The following is a 19767-nucleotide window of genomic DNA, read 5'->3' as shown; positions in this document are numbered from 1 at the left end:
ATGAAGTCACGTCCCGACGAGCTGAAGCTCGGCAAATTCACCACCCTGTGCAGCGTGCTCGCCGCCAGCCCGGCATTCGCGGCGGACGGCACGCCGCCGCCCGCCCCGGCCGGCACCGAAGGCCATCTCGCGCCGATCGAGGTGCAGGGCAAGGCCGAGCACAGCTACAAGGCCGATTTCTCCGCTTCCGTGAAATTCACCGCGCCGCTCGTCGACACGCCGAAATCCGTCACCGTGATCCCGCAGGAGCTGATCCAGAACAGCGGCGCGTCGACGCTGACGGAAGCGCTGCGCACCGTGCCCGGCATCACGTTCGGCGCCGGCGAAGGCGGCAACCCGCTCGGCGACCGTCCGTTCATCCGCGGCTACGACACGCAGGGCAGCATGTTCGTCGACGGCATGCGCGACACGGGCGCCACGACGCGCGAGATCTTCAATACCGAGCGCATCGAGATCACCAAGGGTTCCGACGGCGCATACGGCGGCCGCGGCGGCGCGGGCGGCAGCATCAACCTGATCACGAAGGCCCCGCACCTCGGCACCACCGCCGCCGCGAGCGCGGGCCTCGGCACCGACCGCTATCGCCGCTTCACGGCCGACGGCAACTGGCAGTTCGCCGATCACGCCGCGTTCCGCCTGAACCTGATGAGCCACAACAACGACGTCGCCGGCCGCGACGCCGTCAACAACGAGCGCTGGGGCGTCGCACCGTCGATCGCGTTCGGCCTCGGTACACCGACGCGCGTAACCGCGAGCTACTACCACCTGTCGACCGACGACATGCCCGACGGCGGCATCCCGTATTTCTATACGGCGTCGAACAAACCGGCGAACGTCGGCACGATCTATCCGGCTCCCGTCGACCGCCACAACTTCTACGGGCTGATCGACCGCGACTTCCGCAAGACCACGTCGGACATCAGCACGATCAAGATCGAGCACGACATCACGTCGGCGCTGACGATCCGCAACACCACGCGTTACACGGAATCGACGCAGGACTACATCTGGACCCAGCCGGACGACAGCCAGGGCAACGTGGTGAACGGCAAGGTCTGGCGCCGCAACAACAACCGCGACAGCTCGATCAACAGCCTGGCGAACCTGACCGAGCTGTTCGGCGAGTTCCGCACCGGCCCGTTCAAGCACAGCTTCACGACCGGCATCGAGCTGACGCGCGAATGGGGCAAGCGCGATTCATACAAGGTCGCGACCGACACCGGCAAGGTCTGCCAGAACGGCATCGGCGCCGCATCGGGCTACAACTGCACGAGCCTGTGGTCGCCGAACCCTAACGACCCGTGGGCCGGTTCGATCACGCGCAACAACGACTACGCGCATGCACGCACCACGACGAAGTCGATCTACGGCTTCGACACGATCGAGATCACGCCGCGCTGGCAGGTCAACGCCGGCGTGCGCGTCGACGACTACTCGACCCGCTTCACCGACACAAGGGCCAACGGCGGCAAAACCTATACGCGCGACGACACGCTCGTAAACTGGCAGGCCGGCCTCGTGTTCAAGCCCGCGCAGAACGGCAGCATCTACGCGTCGTACGCGACGTCGTCGACACCGGCCGGCATGCTGCTCGGCGAAGGCAGCGAAACGCAGTCGCTCACGCCGGGCCGCGGCGGCGTCGGTCCGAACGCCGACCAGATGGCGCCCGAGAAGAACCGCAGCATCGAGCTTGGCACCAAGTGGAACGTGCTGAACGACAAGCTGTCACTCACCGCCGCGCTGTTCCAGATCGACACGACGAACGCGCGCGTGACGCTGCCGAACAACCAGTACGCGATGGTCGGCAACAAGCGCGTGCAGGGCCTCGAACTCGGCGTCGCAGGGCAGATCACGAAGCAGTGGCAGGTGTTCGGCGGCTATACGTACATGAAGAGCGCGCTGCGCGACAACGGCAAGGACGCGGCGAACAACGGCAACCGCTTCCCGAACACGCCGAAGCACAGCCTCACGATGTGGTCGAACTACGACGTGACGCCGAAGTTCACGGTCGGCGGCGGCGCGTTCTACATGTCGGAAGTGTTCGGCGATCCCGCGAACCTGCGAGCGGTGCCGTCGTACTGGCGCTTCGATGCAATGGCGCAGTACCGGATCAACAAGAAGCTCGACCTGCAGCTGAACGTGAACAACCTGTTCAACCGCACCTACTTCGACCAGGCGTACCCGGCGCACTACGCGTCGATCGCACCGGGCCGCTCGGCGTTCGTCACGCTGAACGCGCGCTACTGATCGATGGAGGCCGTGTCGCTGAAGGCGCTCGCGTCGGTGTCGCCGCGCGAGTTCGCCGACATCCTGGCCGGGCCGCCCGAGCGCGCCGCCGCGTGGGTCGCGGCGGCGGCCGACAACGGCATCGTCGATGCGCAGGCCGTCTACGGGCAGTACCTGCTCGACGGGCATGGCGTCGCGCGCGACCCGTCGGCCGCGTTCAACTGGTTCCGGCACGCGGCGCGGGCCGGCCACGCGATGGCGATGAACATGCTCGGCCGCTGTTACGAGTTCGGCTGGGGCACGGCCGCGTGCGCGCCGGTCGCCGTGTACTGGTACCGGCTCGCCGCTCAGGCGGGGCTCGACTGGGGCATGTACAACTACGCGACGGCGCTCGCGCTCGGCAACGGCGTCGACGAGAACCGCGCCGACGCACTCGACTGGTTCCGCCGCGCGGCCGCGCTCGGCCATGCGAAATCGATCAACCTGATCGGCGGCTTCTACGAGGACGGCTGGGTCGTACCGGCCGACCCCGACGCCGCGTTCGACCACTATCGCCGCGCCGCCGTCGCCGGCGACTTCCGCGGCCAGTTCAACTATGCGCGGCTGCTTGCCGAGCGCGGGCGCATCGACGAGGCGCTCGGCTGGCTCGCGCACGTGCCGGCCACCGCTACCCCCGCGTTCGTCGCGAAGATGCGCGCGTATCTCGCGTCGTCGCCGATCGACGCATTTCGTGCGGCGGCAATGCAACTGACGCCGCACGTCATGGAATCCGCAACATGATGCTTCATATCCCCGGCGTGTTGACCAAGGCGCAGGTCGCGCAATGCCGCGACCACCTCGACGCGGCCGAATGGGTCGACGGGAACGCGACGTCCGGCACGCAGTCGGCGCTCGCGAAACGCAACCGGCAATTGCCGGAAGGCTCGCCCGCCGCACGTGCGGTGGGCGACGCGATCCAGGACGCACTCGCGCGCCACCCGCTGTTCTTTTCGGCAGCGCTGCCGCTCAAGGTGTTTCCGCCGCTGTTCAATCGCTACGAAGGCGGCGAGACGTTCGGCACGCACGTCGACAACGCGATCCGGCTGCTGCGCGGCACGGATTTCCGCGTGCGCAGCGACCTGTCGGCGACGCTGTTTCTCGAGGAACCCGATGCGTACGACGGCGGCGAGCTGTGTGTCGAGGATACGTACGGCACCCATCGCGCGAAGCTGCCGGCAGGCGATCTCGTACTGTATCCGGCGTCCAGCCTGCATCATGTGACGCCCGTCACGCGCGGCGAGCGCGTCGCGTCGTTCTTCTGGATCCAGAGCATGGTGCGCGACGACGGCGACCGCACGCTGCTGTTCCAGCTCGATACGCAGATTCAGGCGCTGTCCACCGAGAAAGGCGCGAAGGACCCGATGGTCATTGCGTTGACCGGGATTTATCACAACCTGTTGAGGAAGTGGGCGGATGCGTGAGATTGCAACCGCCTCACCTTCGAACGCCGCGATCGACACGCCCGCCTCGAATCCGCCCGGTCGATGCCGACGCTCAGTGGGCGCCGATCGCTTTCTCTGCCACAGGGATATAACCCGAATAGCCCGCCATGTAGGTTCGCCAGCCAGCATTCGTGTAACTGACGACCTGATCCTTCGGGATCGTGATGCGGACGCAGGCCAGTTCGGCGTTCTCGGTGATCGGCGAGTCAGTCGTCGTGGCGGTGGTCGAGCTGGTCGCGCCAGCCGAACGCGCCCGCTTCGCCTCGGTCGTTGCGACAGCGGCGCTCGCCACATCGATGCCGGCTTTACGGCGTCCGTTGTTGCCAATCGACACTCCGTCGGACGCCATCGCCTTGTCGCTAGATTCCCCCTCGTGGCTGACTAAGCGATTAAACGCTCGATTCCGCTGATCAAGCAGCGGCTGATCACAGCCATAAGCGCGCTTTCGCAATATCGCATCGCCCGCCGGGAGCGCAAGCATCAACGTCTGGACATTCACATTCGCGGCCCCTACTCCGACCGACGGTGCAATAGTTGTGGATGAAGCAGCCACTGACGCACTGGGTGATTTATCGTCACGGATACCTCGCGCCTGCGTGTGGGCCACCCCCACTACTGGGGCCTCGGGCGGCGCGCCAGCCGACACGGATAATTCAGGACGAAGGATCAGTTCGACCACCATCGAAGATCCAAGGCGATTGACGATATTTACATCGGTCAGCGTAATCGAACCGTCCTTGCCTGCGTTGCACCGAACGCCGAACGGCGCCAACGTCGCACATTGCTGACCGGACAACGCCATGCTCGACGCGTGCCGATTGCCAAAACCCAGGATCGCAACGAGCATGCGGGGGAACAGCAGCGGATTCTGCACGATGATCGGAACCGACACGAACGAAACAAGCGCTGCAAGCGCACACAATCCTGCCCGCATCTGCCAGCCACGCGACGCGAACGCTCCCCAGTTCATCACGCTCAGCAGCGCCATGGTCAGCAGCAATGTCTGCGCGCTTTCCCTGTTGCCGTTCAGGGAATCGACGAGATCTGCAAAGATCAGTATACACAGCGACAAGATCGCGAACGCGGCCGCCGTAAAGAGCTTTGCCGCTACGAGCTTCGGCACGCCGTTGCGGCGGCCTGTTGCCGGTGTCGCAGGCATCAAAAAGCCACCCGGCGCAATTTGGCGCTTGCGGAAAAACCACCCTTTCCGCAGCATCCAGACAGCAAAGACCGCTGCACACAAGATCGTGATGGGCAACCGGTTGCCCGTCACGAACCATTTGAAATTGACGAGTGCGATCAACCACGAAACGGCCACTACCGCGAGGACGACCAACCCTATTGCCCGAATGGCATGCAGCGTCACGTGCATTATGCGCTTCGATACATTGCGTGACCCGTTCGCAGCGAGACGCAGCGAGCGCTGCACGAACCATACTATCGCCGCGATGATTGCACTTGCCGCCGCTGTAGCCCATGACGGCGTAGTCATCCACCCGACGCAGGCTCTCACGTCCGGCGCCAGTTGCGAAAACGCGTAAACGACCGGCTGCGCGCGCGCCGTAGCCCCGGCACTCGTGTCTATCCGCTCGTTACCGAAGTGCGCGACGAGTTGCAATGCACCGAGGATCACCACGCCGAACAACAGCACGCTCGATAACACTCGCGTTAGCCGGCTGTCGACAAACGACCCGTCAGCGAGCAACAGCCCTATCAATCCGCTGTAAGTCGCGACATAGGCAACGACAGTCAACCAGGCCAGCACCGGGCTCGCCCACGACACGAATGGATTCGTCAGCAGGTCCGTCCAGATCAAAACCGTCAGGACGGTTGCGATCACGATGAATCGTCCGCGTACCAAGCGATCACGCATCTGCTGGTTCTGCGTGAGTGGCCCCATCTGACCAAAGGCAACCACGTGTGTGTCGTCGTAAAACCGGTCGAGCACGAAACGGGCAGCAAAGCCTGCAATCAGCGAATACACGCCAAACACGCCGACCAAGCCAATCTCGACGAGGAAGGTGGCGATCAGCGTGCCTGTCAGTTCAGTCAGTGTGAAATCCGGAACCTGATCGAGGCTCAGCGAGTACAGCAGTAATGGCACACCGCCGAGCACCAGCACCATCAGAGACAGAAGCGTAAACGGATGCTTATCAGCGATTTCATCGAATCGCTCACGTATTGTTTTCATGATTGTTTATTTGTCGTTCGAAGCCGCCCCCTCTCAGTCGGGGTACATGCGTCCTGCCTAGCAGCGGGAGCAAGCATTCTACCCAACGTCGATTGCGATTAACCTTGCCGCAACCACACCGACGTGGGTTCCGCACGATCCTCCCGCCTGTCCGCCGTTGACCTCCACCGCCGCCAATCGATGAATCAGCCCGAGCGCCCCGACCGATTCCTTGCTTCTATTCAACACAATCCTTAAAATGACCACCGTCAAATGACCATGCTCATATCATGATGCCGCACGCTCCCGTATCGAAATCCGAATTCAAGGCCCGCGCACTCGAATACTTCCGGCTCGTCGAGGCGTCGGGCGAAAGCCTGATCGTCACCGATCACGGCAAGCCGACGCTCGAGATCCGGCCGTATCACGCACGCGAAGCTCAGCCGTTGGACATATTGCGCGGCTCGGTCATGCGCTATGACAATCCTCTCGATCCGATTGCGGAAGATGATTGGGAGGCGTCGCGGTGATCGTGCTGGATACACATGCATTGGTATGGTGGGTGGCGGGCGACCCGTCGCTCAGCAAGAAGGCGAGAAGCGCGATCGATCGCGCCCGGAGCGAAGGCGCGCTCGCCGCGTCCGCGATCTCCGCGTGGGAGATTGCGATGCTGGTGCGCAACGACCGCCTCGCACTGACGATGGATGTCGAAGCATGGCTCGCCACCGTCGCGCAGATCGACGGGATGCGCTTCGTGCCCGTCGACGCCGACATCGCCGCGAAATCCACCAACCTCCCCGGCACGTTCCACAAGGATCCGGCCGATCGCATGATCGTCGCGACCGCTCGACGGCTCGGCGCGCCGCTCGTCACGCGCGACGAAAAAATCCGCGCTTACGCGCACGTCAAGACGCTCTGGTGAGCGTCGCCTGCCCGCGGGCCGAACCGCCGCGCGTCCTCCGCCGGACTCTGGCATATTGGCGAATCGTCTGACAAAAACGACCTCGGCCGGCCAGCCTCGGCGCCGGCTCATGGCCCGCAACCGTCATCGCGCCATTCCGTCCGCTATCGTGATATCGCTCTCCGATCCCGTTGTCCGGTCGATCGCCCTGCTGGAGTCGCACGAAGGGTTTGTCGATCTCGCCGGTTTTCATGACCGCATCGCCGTCGATCCCGGCCGCGACGACGCCGCACACTCGAGCCGGCATTTCCTGAAAGTGCGTCACGGTGTGGCGCAACGGCTGATCGCCGCCGCGCACGCGCTGCCCGACGGCCTGCGCCTGTACGTCAAGGAAGGCTATCGTCCGCTGGCGCTGCAACGCCATTGCTTCACCCGGCATCTCGCGCACCTGCGCCGGACGCTGAACCCGCTGCCGGACGAAGACACATTGGTCGCGCTGACGAGCCACTACGTCGCGCCGCCGGAAGTCGCCGCCCATCCGACGGGCGCGGCCGTCGACCTGACACTGATCTCGATGGACGGCGTCGAGCTCGACATGGGCTGCGTGCTCGACGCAACCGACCAGGAATCGTCCGGCGCGTGTTATACGCACAACCCGTTCATCAGCCGGGCCGCCGCCCGCCACCGCCAGGTGCTGATCGCCGCGCTGACGGGCGCCGGCTTCACCAATTACCCGTCGGAATGGTGGCATTGGTCATTCGGCGACCGCTATTGGGCCGTCATGCACAACCAGTCGCACGCAATTTACGGTCCCGTCGAGGAAAGCATGCTCGACGAAGCCGCGCGCTGACGTTCTTTCCGACGAAACGAACCCGCCCCGGTAACATCCTCACTTGTCGATCCCTGCCCGCTCCCGCACAATCGCAGCACCTGCATCACTCTCCCCCGCGCCGATGTCCTATGCGTCACTCGCCACCGGCGTCCTCCTCGCCGGCGGCCTCGGTCAACGCTTCGACCCGAGCGGCCTGCACAGCAAGCTGCTCGCGCTGCTTCCCGACGGCACGCCGGTTGCGGTCGCGGCCGCCCGCCGTCTCGCGGCGGCCACGGCCGACGTGATCGCCGTCGTGCGTCCCGGTGCCGAAAAACTCGCGATGCTGCTGAACGAAGCCGGCTGCCATGTCGTCTACGCACCCGACGCGGTGCGCGGCATGGGCGCGAGCCTCGCGGCCGGCGTACGCGCGACGCCCGACGCGAACGGCTGGCTCGTCGCGCTCGGCGACATGCCGTGGATCGCGGCGTCCACCTACGAAAGCGTCACTCGCGCGCTCGACGCCGACGACGCGTCGATCGTCGCACCCGCGCATCGCGGCGCGCGCGGCCATCCGGTCGGTTTCGCCGCGCACCACTTCGATGCGCTCGCCGCCCTCGACGGCGACATCGGCGCCCGCGCGCTGTTCGCCAGTGCACCGGTCAGGCTGCTCGACGTCGACGATCCGGGCATCGTGCGCGACGTCGATACACCCGCGGATTTGCGCTGACGCCGATCCCGCCCTGCACGCGGAGCGGCGCACGGCCCGCTCCGGCGCAGCAGGTGTCGGCACGAAAACCGCGCCCGTGCGGATTGCACCGACGAAAGGCGCCCCACCGCGACAATCCCGCTGCAAATGCACGGCCGATTGCCTATAACGGAGACGAGGCGCCCCCGCCGCGCCACCGCCGTCACGCACTGCGCGAGTTCTCCATGACCGATCACACGACCCCGACGCCCGAGCCACCTGCCGACCCGAACCGCGACCCGGAAGACGACCCGCTGTCGTCGCCGCCCGGCCATCACGACAACCCGCAGCAACCGGACGGACCGCCGAGCAAGGATCCCGTCTAGCCGCCGGGCGGCCGCGCCGGGCATTCGCCGTGCATTCTCCACGGGTTCCGGTCATGCGGCGCCCGCGCACGACGTTGCCTAACGCGCCGTGTACCCGCCGTCGATCGGCAACGATACGCCGCTGACCATCGATGCCGCATCGCTCAGCAGGAACAGGATCGGCTCGACGACCTCGTCCGGCTCCGCAAATCGCCCGAGCGGAATCGCGGCCAGCATCGGCGCACGCTTTTCCGGATCGCTCCACGCGAACTGCGCCATCGGCGTGAGGGTGACTGTCGGGTTCACACTGTTCACACGAATGCCGTGCGGCCCGAGTTCGATGCACAGCACGCGCGTGATCGCGTCCATCGCCGCCTTCGACGCGCAATAGCCCAGATGCGCGGGCAGGCCGACGAGCGCGGCCTGGCTCGATACGTTGACGATGCTGCCCCGCGCCTGAGCTGCGCCACGTCCGTCGCGCGCGATCATCTTCCGCGCGACGGCCCGTGCGACGAGCGCCGCGCCGCGCGCGTTGACCGCCATCACGCGATCAAAATGCGCGGCGCTCACGTCGAGCGCCGATTCGAGCGACGCGATCCCCGCGCAATTCACGAGGCCGTCGAACGCGTCGTGCGCGGCAAGCGCCGCATCGATCGCATGCTCGTCGCCACCGACATCGACGCGCAACGTCTCGCACGCAGCCTCGCCGGCCAGCGCGTCGAGCGCGGCCATGTCGCGCCCCGCCGCGACGACCTGCGCGCCCGCCCGCGCCAGCGCGACCGCGCACGCGCGCCCGATCCCGCTCGACGCACCCGTGACGAGCACCCGCGAACCGCCGAAATCGAATCGACTTTTCATGATGGCGTGTGCAACCCGTGCATGATCGGTCCGAGCGCCGGATACAGCGCCGTATAGAGCGCAAAGCGCGCCGTATAGGCTGCCGCGCGTTCGGCATCGGGCCGCGCGCGCTCGACGAGCGTGACCCATCCGCCTTGTGCATCCTCGTGCGACACGAGCCCCACCCCGACTCCCGCGAGCAGGGCCGCCCCCATCGCGGCTTCGACGTCCTGCTCGATCGTCCACACCGGGAAGCCCGTCACGTCCGCGATGATCTGCATCCATAGCGCCGAATGCGCGGCCCCACCCACGACGATCAGCCGGTCGTCGAGCGCGGCCGCGCCGCGTCGGCCGGCCTCGATGTTGTGCCGCAACGCGAACGCGACACCTTCGAGCACCGCGCGATACAGGTGCGCGCGCGTGTGCGCGAGACTCAGCCCGACGAATGCGCCGCTCGCCTTCGCGTCCCACACCGGGCTGCGTTCGCCCATCAGGTACGGCAGGAACAGCACGCCATCGGCGCCCGGCGGCACGCTTTCGGCCGCCTCCTCGAGCAACACGTGCGGATCGCCGTGCGGCAGCAGGCGTGCCGCATCGATCTCCGCGTGACAGAACTGGTCGCGAAACCATGCGACCGACGCGCCCGCCGTGATCGCGCCGCCGAACACGTACAGGTCGCGCTGCCCGTTGAACACGTGCGGCATGCTGACGAGCCCGTGCCGCGCATCGACGTGCCGGCTCACGTAACCCCAGCACATGCTGGTGCCGATCATCGCGACATGCTGCCCCGCGCGCGTCGCGCCGGCCGCGAAGGTCGCGACGGCCGCATCGACGCCGCCCGCGACGACGGGCGTGCCGGCCGGCAGCCCGAGCTGCTCCGTCCATTGCGACAGCAGGCCGCCGACGACGTCCGTCGATTCGACGAGCCGCTCGGGCATCATCGTCGCCGGGATGCCGAGCATGTCGAGCGCATCGTCGGACCACTCGCGGCGCGCGACGTCGTACACGCCGCCGATGTTGCCGGCCGAGCTGTGATCGACCGCGACCTCGCCGGTCAGCAGGTAGATCACGTAGGCGTTCGGCGGCAGGAAGTAGCGCACGTTCGCCCACACGTCCGGCCGCTGGTCGCGCAGCCACAGCATCTTCGTGAAGCCGTAATAGCTGTCGACGCCGTTGCCCGTGATCACGCGCAGCCGCTCGACGTTCACGTTCGCATTGATCCAGTCGACTTCCGCGGTCGCACGCCGGTCCATCCAGATCAGGCACGGATGGACCGGCCGCATGTCGCTGTCGACCGGAATGCCCGAGCCGCCGTACAGGCTGCCCACGCACACCGCGCGGATCGCGTCGGCCGGCACACCCTGCGCGTGCGCATCGCTCACGCAGCCGGCGATGCATTCGAGCACAGCGTCGAACCACACCTGCGGCCATTGCTCGGCCCACAGCGGGCGCGGCGTATCGGGCTGGTAGCCGGCCGAGCGCCGCGCGACGATCGTGCCGTGCCGGTCGACGAGCAGCGCCTTGGTGCTCTGCGTGCCGATGTCCACGCCTATGACGTATTCCATGATGTCTCCGGTGAGGCGCGCGCCGGCCGTCAGCGGGCCGGCTTCAGCAGCACCTTGATCGATTCGGGCGATTTCGCGACGCGGATCGCGTCGTCCCACTCCTCGAGCGCGAAATCGTGCGTGACGATGCCTTTCGACGTGACGAGCCCGCGCGCGAGCAGGTCGATCGCGACCGGGTAGCAGTATGGCCCCAGGTGCGCGCCGCGCACGTCGAGCTCCTTGCGGTCGCCGATGATCGACCAGTCGACGGTTGCATCCTCGCCGAACACACTGAATTCGACGAAGCGGCCGAGCTTGCGGATCAGGTCGAGCCCCTGACTCACGCCGACCGGCGCGCCGGTCGTCTCGATGTAGACGTCGCAGCCGTAGCCGTCGGTGAGCGACCGGACGATCTCGCGTGCATCGTCGCGCTTCGGGTTGATCGTCACGTCGGCGCCGTACTCGCGCGCGAGTTCGAGCCGCTCGTCGATCAGGTCGATCACGACGAGTTTCTTCGGTGTCTTCAGGTGCGCGACCTGCGTCATCATCAGCCCGAGCGGGCCCGCTCCGGCGATCACGACCACATCGTCGAGCTGCAGGTCGCCGCGGTTCACCGTATGGATCGCGCACGACAGCGGCTCGATGATCGCGGCGTCTTCGAGCGATACGCCGAGCGGGATCTTGTGGACGATCGCGGTGGGCGGAATGCGCATGTATTCGGCCATTCCGCCGTCGGCCACCTCGCGCTGGAAGCCGAAGATGTTGTGCACTTCGCACATCCAGTACTGGCCCGACCGGCAATAACGGCACTTGCCGCACGGCACGATCTGCTCGGCGATCACGCGGTCGCCCACCGTCACGCCGAAGTGCTCGGCCGCGCCGTCGCCGAGCGCTTCGACATGGCCGAAAAATTCGTGGCCGGGAATCACGGGCGCCTTGACCCACGGGTTCGGGCCGCCCCAGAACATCTTCGCGCCCGTATAGCACTTGCAGTCGCTTGCGCAGATGCCGCACGCGGCGATGCGGATCACGAGTTCGTTCGTGCCGGGGCGCGGCTTCGCGACCTGTTCGACGCGGTAGTCCTCGGGGCCGTGGCAAACGACCGCGGTCATCCGCGGCGGGGCTTCGGGTGTCGTCATGAGTTGTCTCTTTCGTTGATGATTCGGATATCTGATCGATCGCACGTTACCGCGACCGTTCGCGGCTGATGTAGATCGCGAGCAGGATGATTCCGCCCTTGATCACGTTCTGCACATACGGGTTCACGCCGATCATGTTCAGCCCGTTGTTGAGCACGCCAAGTAGCAGCGCGCCGACCAGCGTGCCGAGGATCGCGCCGCGCCCGCCCGAGATCGACGTGCCGCCCATCACGACGGCCGCGATCGCGTCGAGCTCGAAGCCCACGCCGGCATTCGGCTGCCCGCTCATCAGCCGCCCGGTCAGCACGATCGCGGCGAGCGCCGACGTGAGCCCGGCGAGCGTGTAGACGATCAGCTTCACGCGCGCCACGCGCACGCCGGTGAGCCGCGTCGCCTGCTCGTTGCCGCCGATCGCATACACGTAGCGGCCGAACGGCATCCGGTCGAGCAGCAGCCACGCGATTGCATAGACCGCCAGCATGATCAGTACCGGCGCCTGGATGCCGAACACCTTGCCGCTGCCGAAGAACGCGACCCAGTCGGGCAGCCCGTCGATCGGATAGCCGCCCGTGTAGATCAGCGCCAGGCCGCGCGCGATGCCCATCGTCGCGAGCGTGACGATGATCGGCGGCATCCCCGCGAACGCGACGAACAGGCCGTTCAGGAAGCCGAACCCGAGGCCGACCGCGATGCCGATCGCGAGCGCAGCCACCGCGTTCACACCGGCCACCATCAGCCCGGCCGCGAGCGTGCCCGACAGCGCCATCACCGAGCCGACCGACAGGTCGATCCCGCCGGTCAGGATCACGCAGGTCATGCCCACCGCGATGATCGCGTTGATCGATACCTGGCGCAGCACGTTCTCCAGGTTCGCGGCGGACAGGAAGCTCGGGCTCGCGATCATCATCGCGATGCACACGACGATCAGGCCGACGAGCGGATAGAACAGCGTCGAGCGTCGCAACTGCGCCCACATCGCGCGCGGCGGCGGTGCGTCGCCGTTTCCGGCGGCCGCCGCGAGGGTCGGGGAAGGCGTGGAAGAAGAATCAGGCAGGTTCATGGGTCGCTCCTCGCGTGCCGGCCGTGGCATAGGTCATGACCGTGTCGGGATCGATCTCGTCGCCTTCGAGCGTCGCCTCGATGCGCCCCTGCCGGAACACGGCGACGCGATCGCACATGCCGACGATCTCCGGCAGCTCGGACGAGATCATGATGATGGCGTAGCCGCGCGCGGTGAGTTCGCGCATCAGCCCGTAGATTTCGGCTTTCGCGCCGACGTCGATGCCGCGCGTCGGCTCGTCGAAGATCAGCACCGACGTGTGATGGTTGAGCCAGCGCGCAATCACGACCTTCTGCTGGTTGCCGCCGGACAGCGTCGCGACCTCGGCATGGATCGACGGCGCCTTCACGCCGACGCGCCGCATCACGTCGTGCGTCGCGCGCGCCTCGCCGCGGCGGTCGATCAGCCAGCGCATCGACCGGTACTTGCCGAGGTTGTTCAGCGAGATGTTGTCGCGAATCGAGAACGACGTGACGAGCCCTTCCGTCTTGCGGCTTTCCGGCAGGATGCCGATGCCCGCGCGCAACGCGTCGGCCGGATCGGCGAGCGTCGCCGCCGTGCCGCGCACGCGCACGTCCTTGCGATGCGCACGCGTCGCGCCGATCACCGCGAGCGCGGTTTCGGTGCGGCCCGAGCCGACCAGCCCGGCGAAGCCGAGAATCTCGCCCGCATGCAGCGCGAAGCGGTTCACGGGGCCGTCGCGCTCGATCTGCAGCGCATCGACCTCCAGTACCCGCGGCGCATCCGCCGCGCGCGCCGGCTTCGGCGGAAAACTGCTCTCGATCCGCCGCCCGACCATCATCCGCACCAGCTGCTCGACGTCGGTGCGCGCGACGTCGGTCGTCGCAACGTACTGGCCGTCGCGCAGCACCGTGATGCGGTCGCACACCGCGAAGATTTCCTCGAGATGATGCGAGATGAAGATCATCGCGACGCCCTGCCGCTTCAGCTCGCGCATGATCGCGAACAGGTGCCCGGCCTCGGCCGGCGTGAGCGTGGCGGTCGGTTCGTCGAGGATCAGGATGCGCGCGTCGAGCGACAGCGCCTTGCCGATCTCGACGAACTGCTGCTGCGCGACCGACAGCGCACGGATCGGCGCATCGAGATCGATCGCGACGCCGAGCCGCGCGAAGATGCCGGCCGCCGCGCGACGCATCCGCTTGCGGTCGCGTGCGCCCCAGCGGTTGCGCAGCTCGCGGCCGAGGAACAGGTTGTCGACGGCATCGAGATGCGGGATCAGGCTGAATTCCTGGAACACGATGCCGACACCCGCCGCGACCGCGTCGCGATAGTCCGCGAAACGACGCACCTCGCCGTCGATCTCGATCGTGCCGGTATCCGGCCGATGAATGCCGCACAGGATCTTCATCAGTGTCGACTTGCCCGCGCCGTTCTCGCCGAGCAGCGCGTGAATCTCGCCGCGTGCGATCTCGAGATGAATGCCGGACAGCGCCTTCACGCCCGGAAAGCTTTTCGCGATGTCGCTGAGCCGGAGTATCGTGTCCATCGGTTTCTCCGTACGAAAGGCGCCGGCCGTGCCGCCGCCCTTCGAGTCGCATTGCACGTCGTTCACCAGCTGAAGCCCTTCGCGTTGCCGCGGTCGACCACCTTCACGTCGACCGGGATCGCCTTCGGCACCGTCGCGCCCCACTTGCGCGCAATCGCGATGCCGAGCGCGATACGCACCTGGTCGGCCGGGAACTGCGCGGTCGTCTCGATGAACTTCGAATTCGGCTTCTGGATCGCGGCGATCGCCTCGGGCGCGCCGTCGACGCTCGTCAGCTTGATGTCCTTGCCCGAGCTCTCGATCGCGGCGAGCGCGCCCATCGCGCCGCCGTCGTTCACGCTGAACACGCCCTTCAGCTTCGGGTGCGCGGAGATCAGGTTCTCGGTCACCGACAGCGCGGTCGCGCGCTCCTGCTTGCCGTTCTGCGTGTCGACCAGCTTCACGTTCGGGTATTTCGCGAGCCCCGCCTTGCAGCCGCGCACGCGTTCGAGAATCGGCACGACCGGAATGCCGTCGAGGATCGCCACCTCGCCGCTGCCGCCGATCGCTTTCGCGAGGTAGTCGCACGACATCACGCCCGCGTCGTAGTTCTTCGAGCCGACGAACGAATCGACCGGGCCGTTCGCGTTCGCATCGACGGCCACGACCACCGCGCCGGCCTTCTTCGCCTGCGTGATCGCCGACTGGATGCCGGTCGAATCGGTCGGGTTCACGAGCAGGATGTCGATCTTCTTCTGCAGCATGTCCTCGACGTCGCTCACCTGCTTGCTGACGTCGTGATGCGCGTCGGTGACGACGACCTGCGCGCCGATCGACGCGGCCGCGTCGTTCAGCGCCTTCTGCATCGTCACGAAATACGGGTTGTTGAGCTCCTGGAACGTCATGCCGATCCGCAGCGGTGCGGCCTGCACGGCGGCGGGCAGCCAGGCCGCGGCGGCAAGCGCGGCAACCGCCGCCAGACGGGCGGCGCGACGGGAGGATGAGGCGGGCGATGCAGGCGTCATGACGGTGTCTCCGGTTGTATAAGGCTTTTTCGTGGGTGAGCAAGCCCCTCGCGACGCGGGCGGCGCGATCGGCTGGGTGAAACGGCGTGGAAAACTCGGGCCGGCGGCGGCCCCGCGATCATCCGGGCTGCGGGGCGAGTTCGGGCGCGCCGGGCGTCACGACGCGCGGCGGCAGCGGATTGCCGGTGGGCGCCGCGTGCAGCGCCAGTTCGCGACTGCGCGCGTTCAGGCGCTGCAGTGCGCGGAATTCGGACGGCGCCATCCCCTTCACCGCGCGGAACTGGCGGTTGAAGTTCGACACGTTGTTGAAGCCGGCCTGGAAGCAGATATCGGTGATGTTCGCGTCGTCGGCGAGCAGCAGCTGGCACGCGGATTCAATCCGCAGACGATTCACGTACTGGACGAACGGCATGCCCGTCTGGCGATGAAACGCGCGCGAGAACGCGCTGACGCTCTGCCCGGTCAGTTGCGCGAGATCGGATTCGCGCAGCTCGGACGCGAGGTTCTTGCCGATGTACGACAGCGCATGGCTGAGCCGCGTCGGCGTGACATCGGCCTGGTCGTACGCGGGACTCGCGAGCAGCGTGCGTTCGGCCGCCCCGCACAGCCGTTCGAGGATCGTCATGAACAGCGCGATGCGGCGCATGCCGCGCGCGGCCAGCAGCTCGTCGAACAGCGGCGCGATCGCGGCGCTGGTCGCCGCGTCGAAGCCGACCCCGCGCCGCGCATCGTCGAGCAACGCCTGCGCGTCGCGGCATTCGGGAAACGCGTCCATGCAGCGGCGCACGAACACCGGGTCGAACTGGATCACGAGATTGCGGCGTTCGACGGTTTCGCCTTCGGCCATGTCGCTGACCCAGTTGTGCGGCAGGTTCGGGCCGAGCAGCACGAGATGGCCGGGGCCGAACGAGCCGATGTGGTCGCCGACGAAATACTTGCCGCGCGTCGCGACGATCAGGTGCAGCTCGAATTCGGGATGGAAGTGCCAGCGGATCGTGCGATACGGATAACCGTGCGACCAGACCTTGAACGACTCGTCGCGTCGCACTTCGACCACTTCCAGATCGGGGTGCATCATGTGGGCGTCTCCATTCCCGTGTCTCGCCGGCCGGTTCGTTTTGCGCGTGCGCCGCGTATTTCACGCGGCGACGCGACCGGTCGCATGGGAAGCAATGTAGGTCGATCGAGCGCGCGGCTCCACCAACTTTACGCCTGATTTTCGATACTTTTTTGCCCATTCCGGCCGCAAATGGCGCCGGATGGCAAATTTGTGCAGTGCGGAACGGCCGGGCGGCCGCCCGCCCGGCGCTTACGCGGCCGCGTGCTCGCGCGCGGTACGCGCTTCGTACGCCTTCAGGTGGTTGTACGCGATCCGCAGCAGCGACAGCGCATCGGCCGCCTGCGGGTCGCGGCGCGCGAGCAGGTCGCCGATCACGTGATCGGCTTCGACGCGCGCATGGTTTTCGACGTCGCGCAGCATCGACGCGGTCAGCGGCGACGGCGTCAGCACCATCCGCTGCATCCGCTCGATGGCGGCCGGATCGGGCCGGTGGCCGTTGTGCTCGGCAATCGCACTGCATTCGCCGAGCATCGTCTCGAGCAGGCGGCGGCCGTCCGGCGCGGCGAGAATGTCGCCGACCGAGGCGCGGAACAGCGACGTGCTCGCGGCGAGCGTCGCGAGGAACACCCATTTTTCCCACATCCGCGCGGCCACGTCGTCACTGAGCGTCGCATCGAAACCCGCGCCGCCGAGCACCTCGGCCACCGCGCGCACACGCGGCGATTCGCCGCCCGCGAGTTCGCCGAACGTGACCCCGTGCGTGTCGTTGAGGTGCACGATACGCTGCTCGCGATCGAGCGTCGCCGCGATCACGCACAGCCCGCCGAGCACCTGCGCGGCGCCGAACCGCTCGCGCAGCACGTCGAGATGGCGCATCCCGTTGAGCATGGGCAGGATCAGCGTCTGCGGGCCGACGAACGGCGCGAACGACTCAATCGCGTCGTCGAGGCTGTACGCCTTGCAGCTCAGCAGCACGAGGTCGAACGGCGCGACACCGGCACCCGCGTCGCCCGCGCGCACGGTCTGCACGTTCGCGAGCGTCAGGTCGCCGCGCGGGCTGCGGATCAGCAGCCCGTCGCGCGCCAGCGCGGCCGCGCGGCCGTCGCGCACCAGGAACGTCACGTCGCGCCCCGCCGCGGCCAGCCGGCCGCCGAAGTATCCGCCGACCGCGCCGGCCCCCACCACCAGAATTCGCATCGTTGCCTCCTTTCGGTTTCATTCGCCGCCGCGCCGCGCGCGGCGCGCATTCAATCGCCCCGACAGTATAGCGACGCCCGTTATGCATATGCATAGATACCCTTGTCGGTGTCGACGGCATCGGCGACGGCGCCGGGCTCCTAGGGATAACCCGCCTACGGCAACGCACGTCGGGCGCCGTCAAGATACTTATCCCGTCACGCCGCCCCGGCGAGCTTCCACGACTGACCGACCACACACCATGCGCAACCTTTCCCTGAATCAGAAACTCGCCTCGATGATCGTCATCCTCTGGCTCGGCCTGCTCGTGATCGCCGGGCTCGGGGCCTGGCAGACGCGCGCATCGATGATCGCGGACCGCCGCGACCAGCTCGCGTCGCTGGTCGCGCAGGCCGCGAGCGTGACCGATCATTACTACAAGCTGTCGCAGCAGAACGCGCTGCCGGAAGCCGACGCGAAGCAGAAGGCGCTCGAGGCGATCGCCGCGATGCGTTCCGGCGCCGACGGCTACATCTCCGTCAACGACTCGAAGCCCGTGATCGTGATGCATCCGATCAAGGCCGACCTCAACGGCAAGGACGTGTCGAACTTCACCGATCCGAACGGCAAGCACCTGTTCGTCGAGATCGTGAAGGCCGGCAATCTCGAAGGCGGCAAGGGCTTCGTCGAGTATCTGTGGCCGAAGCCGGGCGCCGACAAGCCGCAGGAGAAAACCAGCGCCGTGCAGCGCTTCGCACCCTGGGACTGGTACATCGTGACCGGCATGTACATGAACGACGTGCGCACCGCCGTGCTCGAAAGCGTCGGCCGCTGGCTCGCGATGACGACCGTGCTCGGCGGGATCGCGACCGCCGTGATGGTGCTGGTGCTGAAAAGCGTGCGCGCGAACCTCGGCGGCGAGCTGGAAGTGGCACTCGACGCCGCGCAGCGCATCGCGCAGGGCGACCTGACCGCGCACGTCGCCGTGAAGCACGACGATCGCGGCAGCCTGCTGCACGCGCTGCACACGATGCAAGGCGGGCTGATCGACATGGTGTCGCGCGTGCGGATGGGTACCGAGAACATCAACGTCGGCGCAAGCGAGATCGCGTCGGGCAACACGGACCTGTCGCAGCGCACCGAGGAACAGGCGGCCGCGCTCGTGCAGACCGCGTCGAGCATGGACCAGATGACCGCGAACGTGAAGCAGAACGCGGACAGCGCCGCCCAGGCCGCGTCGCTCGCCGGCCAGGCCGCGCAGGTCGCGACGCGCGGCAGCGCGGTGGTCGACGACGTCGTGCGCACGATGAACGAGATCACCGACCGCTCGCACAAGATCGGCGACATCATCGGCGTGATCGACGGGATCGCGTTCCAGACCAACATCCTCGCGCTGAATGCGGCCGTCGAAGCCGCGCGCGCGGGCGAACAGGGTCGCGGCTTCGCGGTGGTCGCGGCCGAAGTGCGCTCGCTCGCGCAACGCTCGGCGACGGCGGCGAAGGAAATCAAGTCGCTGATCGTGTCATCGAACGAGACCGTCGAGCAAGGCGCGGCGCTCGTCACGCACGCGGGCGAGACGATGGCCGAAATCGTGCAGTCGGTGCGGCGCGTGAACGAGATCCTCGACGAGATCAGCCATGCGTCGCGCGAACAGAGCGCCGGCATCGAGCAGGTCAATCGCGCGGTGGGCGAGATGGACCAGGTCACGCAGCAGAACGCGGCGCTCGTCGAAGAAGCGGCGGCCGCCGCGCATTCGCTGCGCGATCAGGCCGAGGCGCTGCGGGACGCCGTGACGCGGTTC

18 protein-coding genes are annotated in these 19767 nt (G+C 67.0%); 9 read left to right on the top strand and 9 right to left on the bottom strand.

From position 1 onward, the window contains the following. Genes ABY44_RS07680 through ABY44_RS07670 form a run of 3 tightly spaced genes read left to right on the top strand, consistent with a single transcriptional unit; the run spans position 1 to position 3686 of the window. Positions 1 to 2247, top strand: coding sequence for a TonB-dependent receptor (locus ABY44_RS07680; RefSeq protein ID WP_060173280.1), 2247 nt, complete (start codon positions 1 to 3; stop codon positions 2245 to 2247). Between the two features lie 3 nt (positions 2248 to 2250). Beyond that, positions 2251 to 3006, top strand: a complete 756-nt coding sequence (locus ABY44_RS07675; protein ID WP_060173281.1) for a tetratricopeptide repeat protein — start codon at positions 2251 to 2253, stop codon at positions 3004 to 3006. Next, positions 3003 to 3686: a Fe2+-dependent dioxygenase gene (locus ABY44_RS07670; protein ID WP_060173282.1), complete on the top strand. Its 684-nt coding sequence runs from the start codon at positions 3003 to 3005 to the stop codon at positions 3684 to 3686. The genes ABY44_RS07675 and ABY44_RS07670 overlap by 4 nt, the downstream gene beginning before the upstream one ends. 73 nt (positions 3687 to 3759) lie before the next feature. On the opposite strand, the gene ABY44_RS07665 is transcribed toward ABY44_RS07670, so the two are convergent. Next, on the bottom strand, positions 3760 to 5898 hold the full coding sequence (locus ABY44_RS07665) for a hypothetical protein (protein WP_060173283.1): 2139 nt from the start codon (positions 5896 to 5898) through the stop codon (positions 3760 to 3762). A 269-nt stretch (positions 5899 to 6167) separates the two neighbouring features. Between ABY44_RS07665 and ABY44_RS07660 the strand changes: the two genes are divergently transcribed. The 5 genes from ABY44_RS07660 (at position 6168) to ABY44_RS07640 (ending at position 8660) form a co-directional block, all read left to right on the top strand. Continuing rightward, positions 6168 to 6407, top strand: coding sequence for a type II toxin-antitoxin system Phd/YefM family antitoxin (locus ABY44_RS07660; RefSeq protein WP_011659184.1), 240 nt, complete (start codon positions 6168 to 6170; stop codon positions 6405 to 6407). Then, positions 6404 to 6799 carry a type II toxin-antitoxin system VapC family toxin gene (locus ABY44_RS07655; protein ID WP_027789497.1) on the top strand — a complete coding sequence of 132 codons (396 nt, stop codon included), beginning with the start codon at positions 6404 to 6406 and terminating at the stop codon, positions 6797 to 6799. Before ABY44_RS07660 ends, ABY44_RS07655 begins: the two co-directional genes overlap by 4 nt. 109 nt (positions 6800 to 6908) lie before the next feature. Then, complete coding sequence (locus tag ABY44_RS07650) at positions 6909 to 7628, top strand: M15 family metallopeptidase (protein WP_060173284.1); 720 nt, start codon at positions 6909 to 6911, stop codon at positions 7626 to 7628. A 103-nt stretch (positions 7629 to 7731) separates the two neighbouring features. Next, a complete protein-coding gene (locus ABY44_RS07645; protein WP_060173285.1) occupies positions 7732 to 8316 on the top strand; it encodes a nucleotidyltransferase family protein in 585 nt (194 codons plus the stop codon). Positions 8317 to 8519: 203 nt separating this feature from the next. Then, positions 8520 to 8660 carry a hypothetical protein gene (locus ABY44_RS07640; protein WP_021158153.1) on the top strand — a complete coding sequence of 47 codons (141 nt, stop codon included), beginning with the start codon at positions 8520 to 8522 and terminating at the stop codon, positions 8658 to 8660. A gap of 78 nt (positions 8661 to 8738) precedes the next feature. Here ABY44_RS07640 and ABY44_RS07635 read toward each other — a convergent pair whose 3' ends face one another. From ABY44_RS07635 to panE, 8 genes are all read right to left on the bottom strand, one after another. Next, positions 8739 to 9497, bottom strand: a complete 759-nt coding sequence (locus ABY44_RS07635; RefSeq protein ID WP_060173286.1) for an SDR family oxidoreductase — start codon at positions 9495 to 9497, stop codon at positions 8739 to 8741. Then, entirely contained in the window at positions 9494 to 11041 is a 1548-nt protein-coding gene (locus tag ABY44_RS07630; protein WP_060173287.1) for an FGGY-family carbohydrate kinase, read from the bottom strand. The genes ABY44_RS07635 and ABY44_RS07630 overlap by 4 nt, the downstream gene beginning before the upstream one ends. 29 nt (positions 11042 to 11070) lie before the next feature. Further along, entirely contained in the window at positions 11071 to 12159 is a 1089-nt protein-coding gene (locus ABY44_RS07625; RefSeq protein ID WP_060173288.1) for an alcohol dehydrogenase catalytic domain-containing protein, read from the bottom strand. A gap of 46 nt (positions 12160 to 12205) precedes the next feature. Beyond that, complete coding sequence (locus ABY44_RS07620) at positions 12206 to 13219, bottom strand: ABC transporter permease (protein ID WP_060173289.1); 1014 nt, start codon at positions 13217 to 13219, stop codon at positions 12206 to 12208. Then, on the bottom strand, positions 13206 to 14726 hold the full coding sequence (locus ABY44_RS07615) for a sugar ABC transporter ATP-binding protein (protein WP_060173358.1): 1521 nt from the start codon (positions 14724 to 14726) through the stop codon (positions 13206 to 13208). The genes ABY44_RS07620 and ABY44_RS07615 overlap by 14 nt, the downstream gene beginning before the upstream one ends. Positions 14727 to 14788: 62 nt before the next feature. Continuing rightward, positions 14789 to 15730 carry a substrate-binding domain-containing protein gene (locus tag ABY44_RS07610; RefSeq protein WP_060173290.1) on the bottom strand — a complete coding sequence of 314 codons (942 nt, stop codon included), beginning with the start codon at positions 15728 to 15730 and terminating at the stop codon, positions 14789 to 14791. A gap of 118 nt (positions 15731 to 15848) precedes the next feature. Continuing rightward, positions 15849 to 16808, bottom strand: coding sequence for an AraC family transcriptional regulator (locus ABY44_RS07605; protein ID WP_048023218.1), 960 nt, complete (start codon positions 16806 to 16808; stop codon positions 15849 to 15851). Between the two features lie 231 nt (positions 16809 to 17039). Further along, entirely contained in the window at positions 17040 to 17987 is a 948-nt protein-coding gene (panE, locus tag ABY44_RS07600) for a 2-dehydropantoate 2-reductase (protein ID WP_027789506.1), read from the bottom strand. A gap of 241 nt (positions 17988 to 18228) precedes the next feature. On the opposite strand from panE, the gene ABY44_RS07595 reads away from it, so the two are divergent. Then, on the top strand, positions 18229 to 19767 hold a 1539-nt coding region (locus ABY44_RS07595; protein ID WP_431641053.1), incomplete at its 3' end, for a methyl-accepting chemotaxis protein.

Origin of the sequence: Burkholderia sp. ZZQ-2, from assembly GCF_050768715.1 — a bacterium.
Lineage (GTDB): Bacteria > Pseudomonadota > Gammaproteobacteria > Burkholderiales > Burkholderiaceae > Burkholderia > Burkholderia cepacia.
The sequence above is the reverse complement of the archived record's forward strand: the minus strand, read 5'-3'. Positions and strand labels throughout refer to the sequence as shown.

Excerpts from the sequence above, each read along its gene's own strand:
- ABY44_RS07680 (WP_060173280.1), top strand. The coding sequence starts at position 1 with ATGAAGTCACGTCCCGACGAGCTGAAGCTCGGCAAATTCACCACCCTG.
- ABY44_RS07675 (WP_060173281.1), top strand. The coding sequence starts at position 2,251 with ATGGAGGCCGTGTCGCTGAAGGCGCTCGCGTCGGTGTCGCCGCGCGAG.
- ABY44_RS07670 (WP_060173282.1), top strand. The coding sequence starts at position 3,003 with ATGATGCTTCATATCCCCGGCGTGTTGACCAAGGCGCAGGTCGCGCAA.
- ABY44_RS07665 (WP_060173283.1), bottom strand. The coding sequence starts at position 5,898 with ATGAAAACAATACGTGAGCGATTCGATGAAATCGCTGATAAGCATCCG.
- ABY44_RS07660 (WP_011659184.1), top strand. The coding sequence starts at position 6,168 with ATGATGCCGCACGCTCCCGTATCGAAATCCGAATTCAAGGCCCGCGCA.
- ABY44_RS07650 (WP_060173284.1), top strand. The coding sequence starts at position 6,909 with ATGGCCCGCAACCGTCATCGCGCCATTCCGTCCGCTATCGTGATATCG.
- ABY44_RS07645 (WP_060173285.1), top strand. The coding sequence starts at position 7,732 with ATGTCCTATGCGTCACTCGCCACCGGCGTCCTCCTCGCCGGCGGCCTC.
- ABY44_RS07640 (WP_021158153.1), top strand. The coding sequence starts at position 8,520 with ATGACCGATCACACGACCCCGACGCCCGAGCCACCTGCCGACCCGAAC.
- ABY44_RS07635 (WP_060173286.1), bottom strand. The coding sequence starts at position 9,497 with ATGAAAAGTCGATTCGATTTCGGCGGTTCGCGGGTGCTCGTCACGGGT.
- ABY44_RS07630 (WP_060173287.1), bottom strand. The coding sequence starts at position 11,041 with ATGGAATACGTCATAGGCGTGGACATCGGCACGCAGAGCACCAAGGCG.
- ABY44_RS07625 (WP_060173288.1), bottom strand. The coding sequence starts at position 12,159 with ATGACGACACCCGAAGCCCCGCCGCGGATGACCGCGGTCGTTTGCCAC.
- ABY44_RS07620 (WP_060173289.1), bottom strand. The coding sequence starts at position 13,219 with ATGAACCTGCCTGATTCTTCTTCCACGCCTTCCCCGACCCTCGCGGCG.
- ABY44_RS07615 (WP_060173358.1), bottom strand. The coding sequence starts at position 14,726 with ATGGACACGATACTCCGGCTCAGCGACATCGCGAAAAGCTTTCCGGGC.
- ABY44_RS07610 (WP_060173290.1), bottom strand. The coding sequence starts at position 15,730 with ATGACGCCTGCATCGCCCGCCTCATCCTCCCGTCGCGCCGCCCGTCTG.
- ABY44_RS07605 (WP_048023218.1), bottom strand. The coding sequence starts at position 16,808 with ATGATGCACCCCGATCTGGAAGTGGTCGAAGTGCGACGCGACGAGTCG.
- panE (WP_027789506.1), bottom strand. The coding sequence starts at position 17,987 with ATGCGAATTCTGGTGGTGGGGGCCGGCGCGGTCGGCGGATACTTCGGC.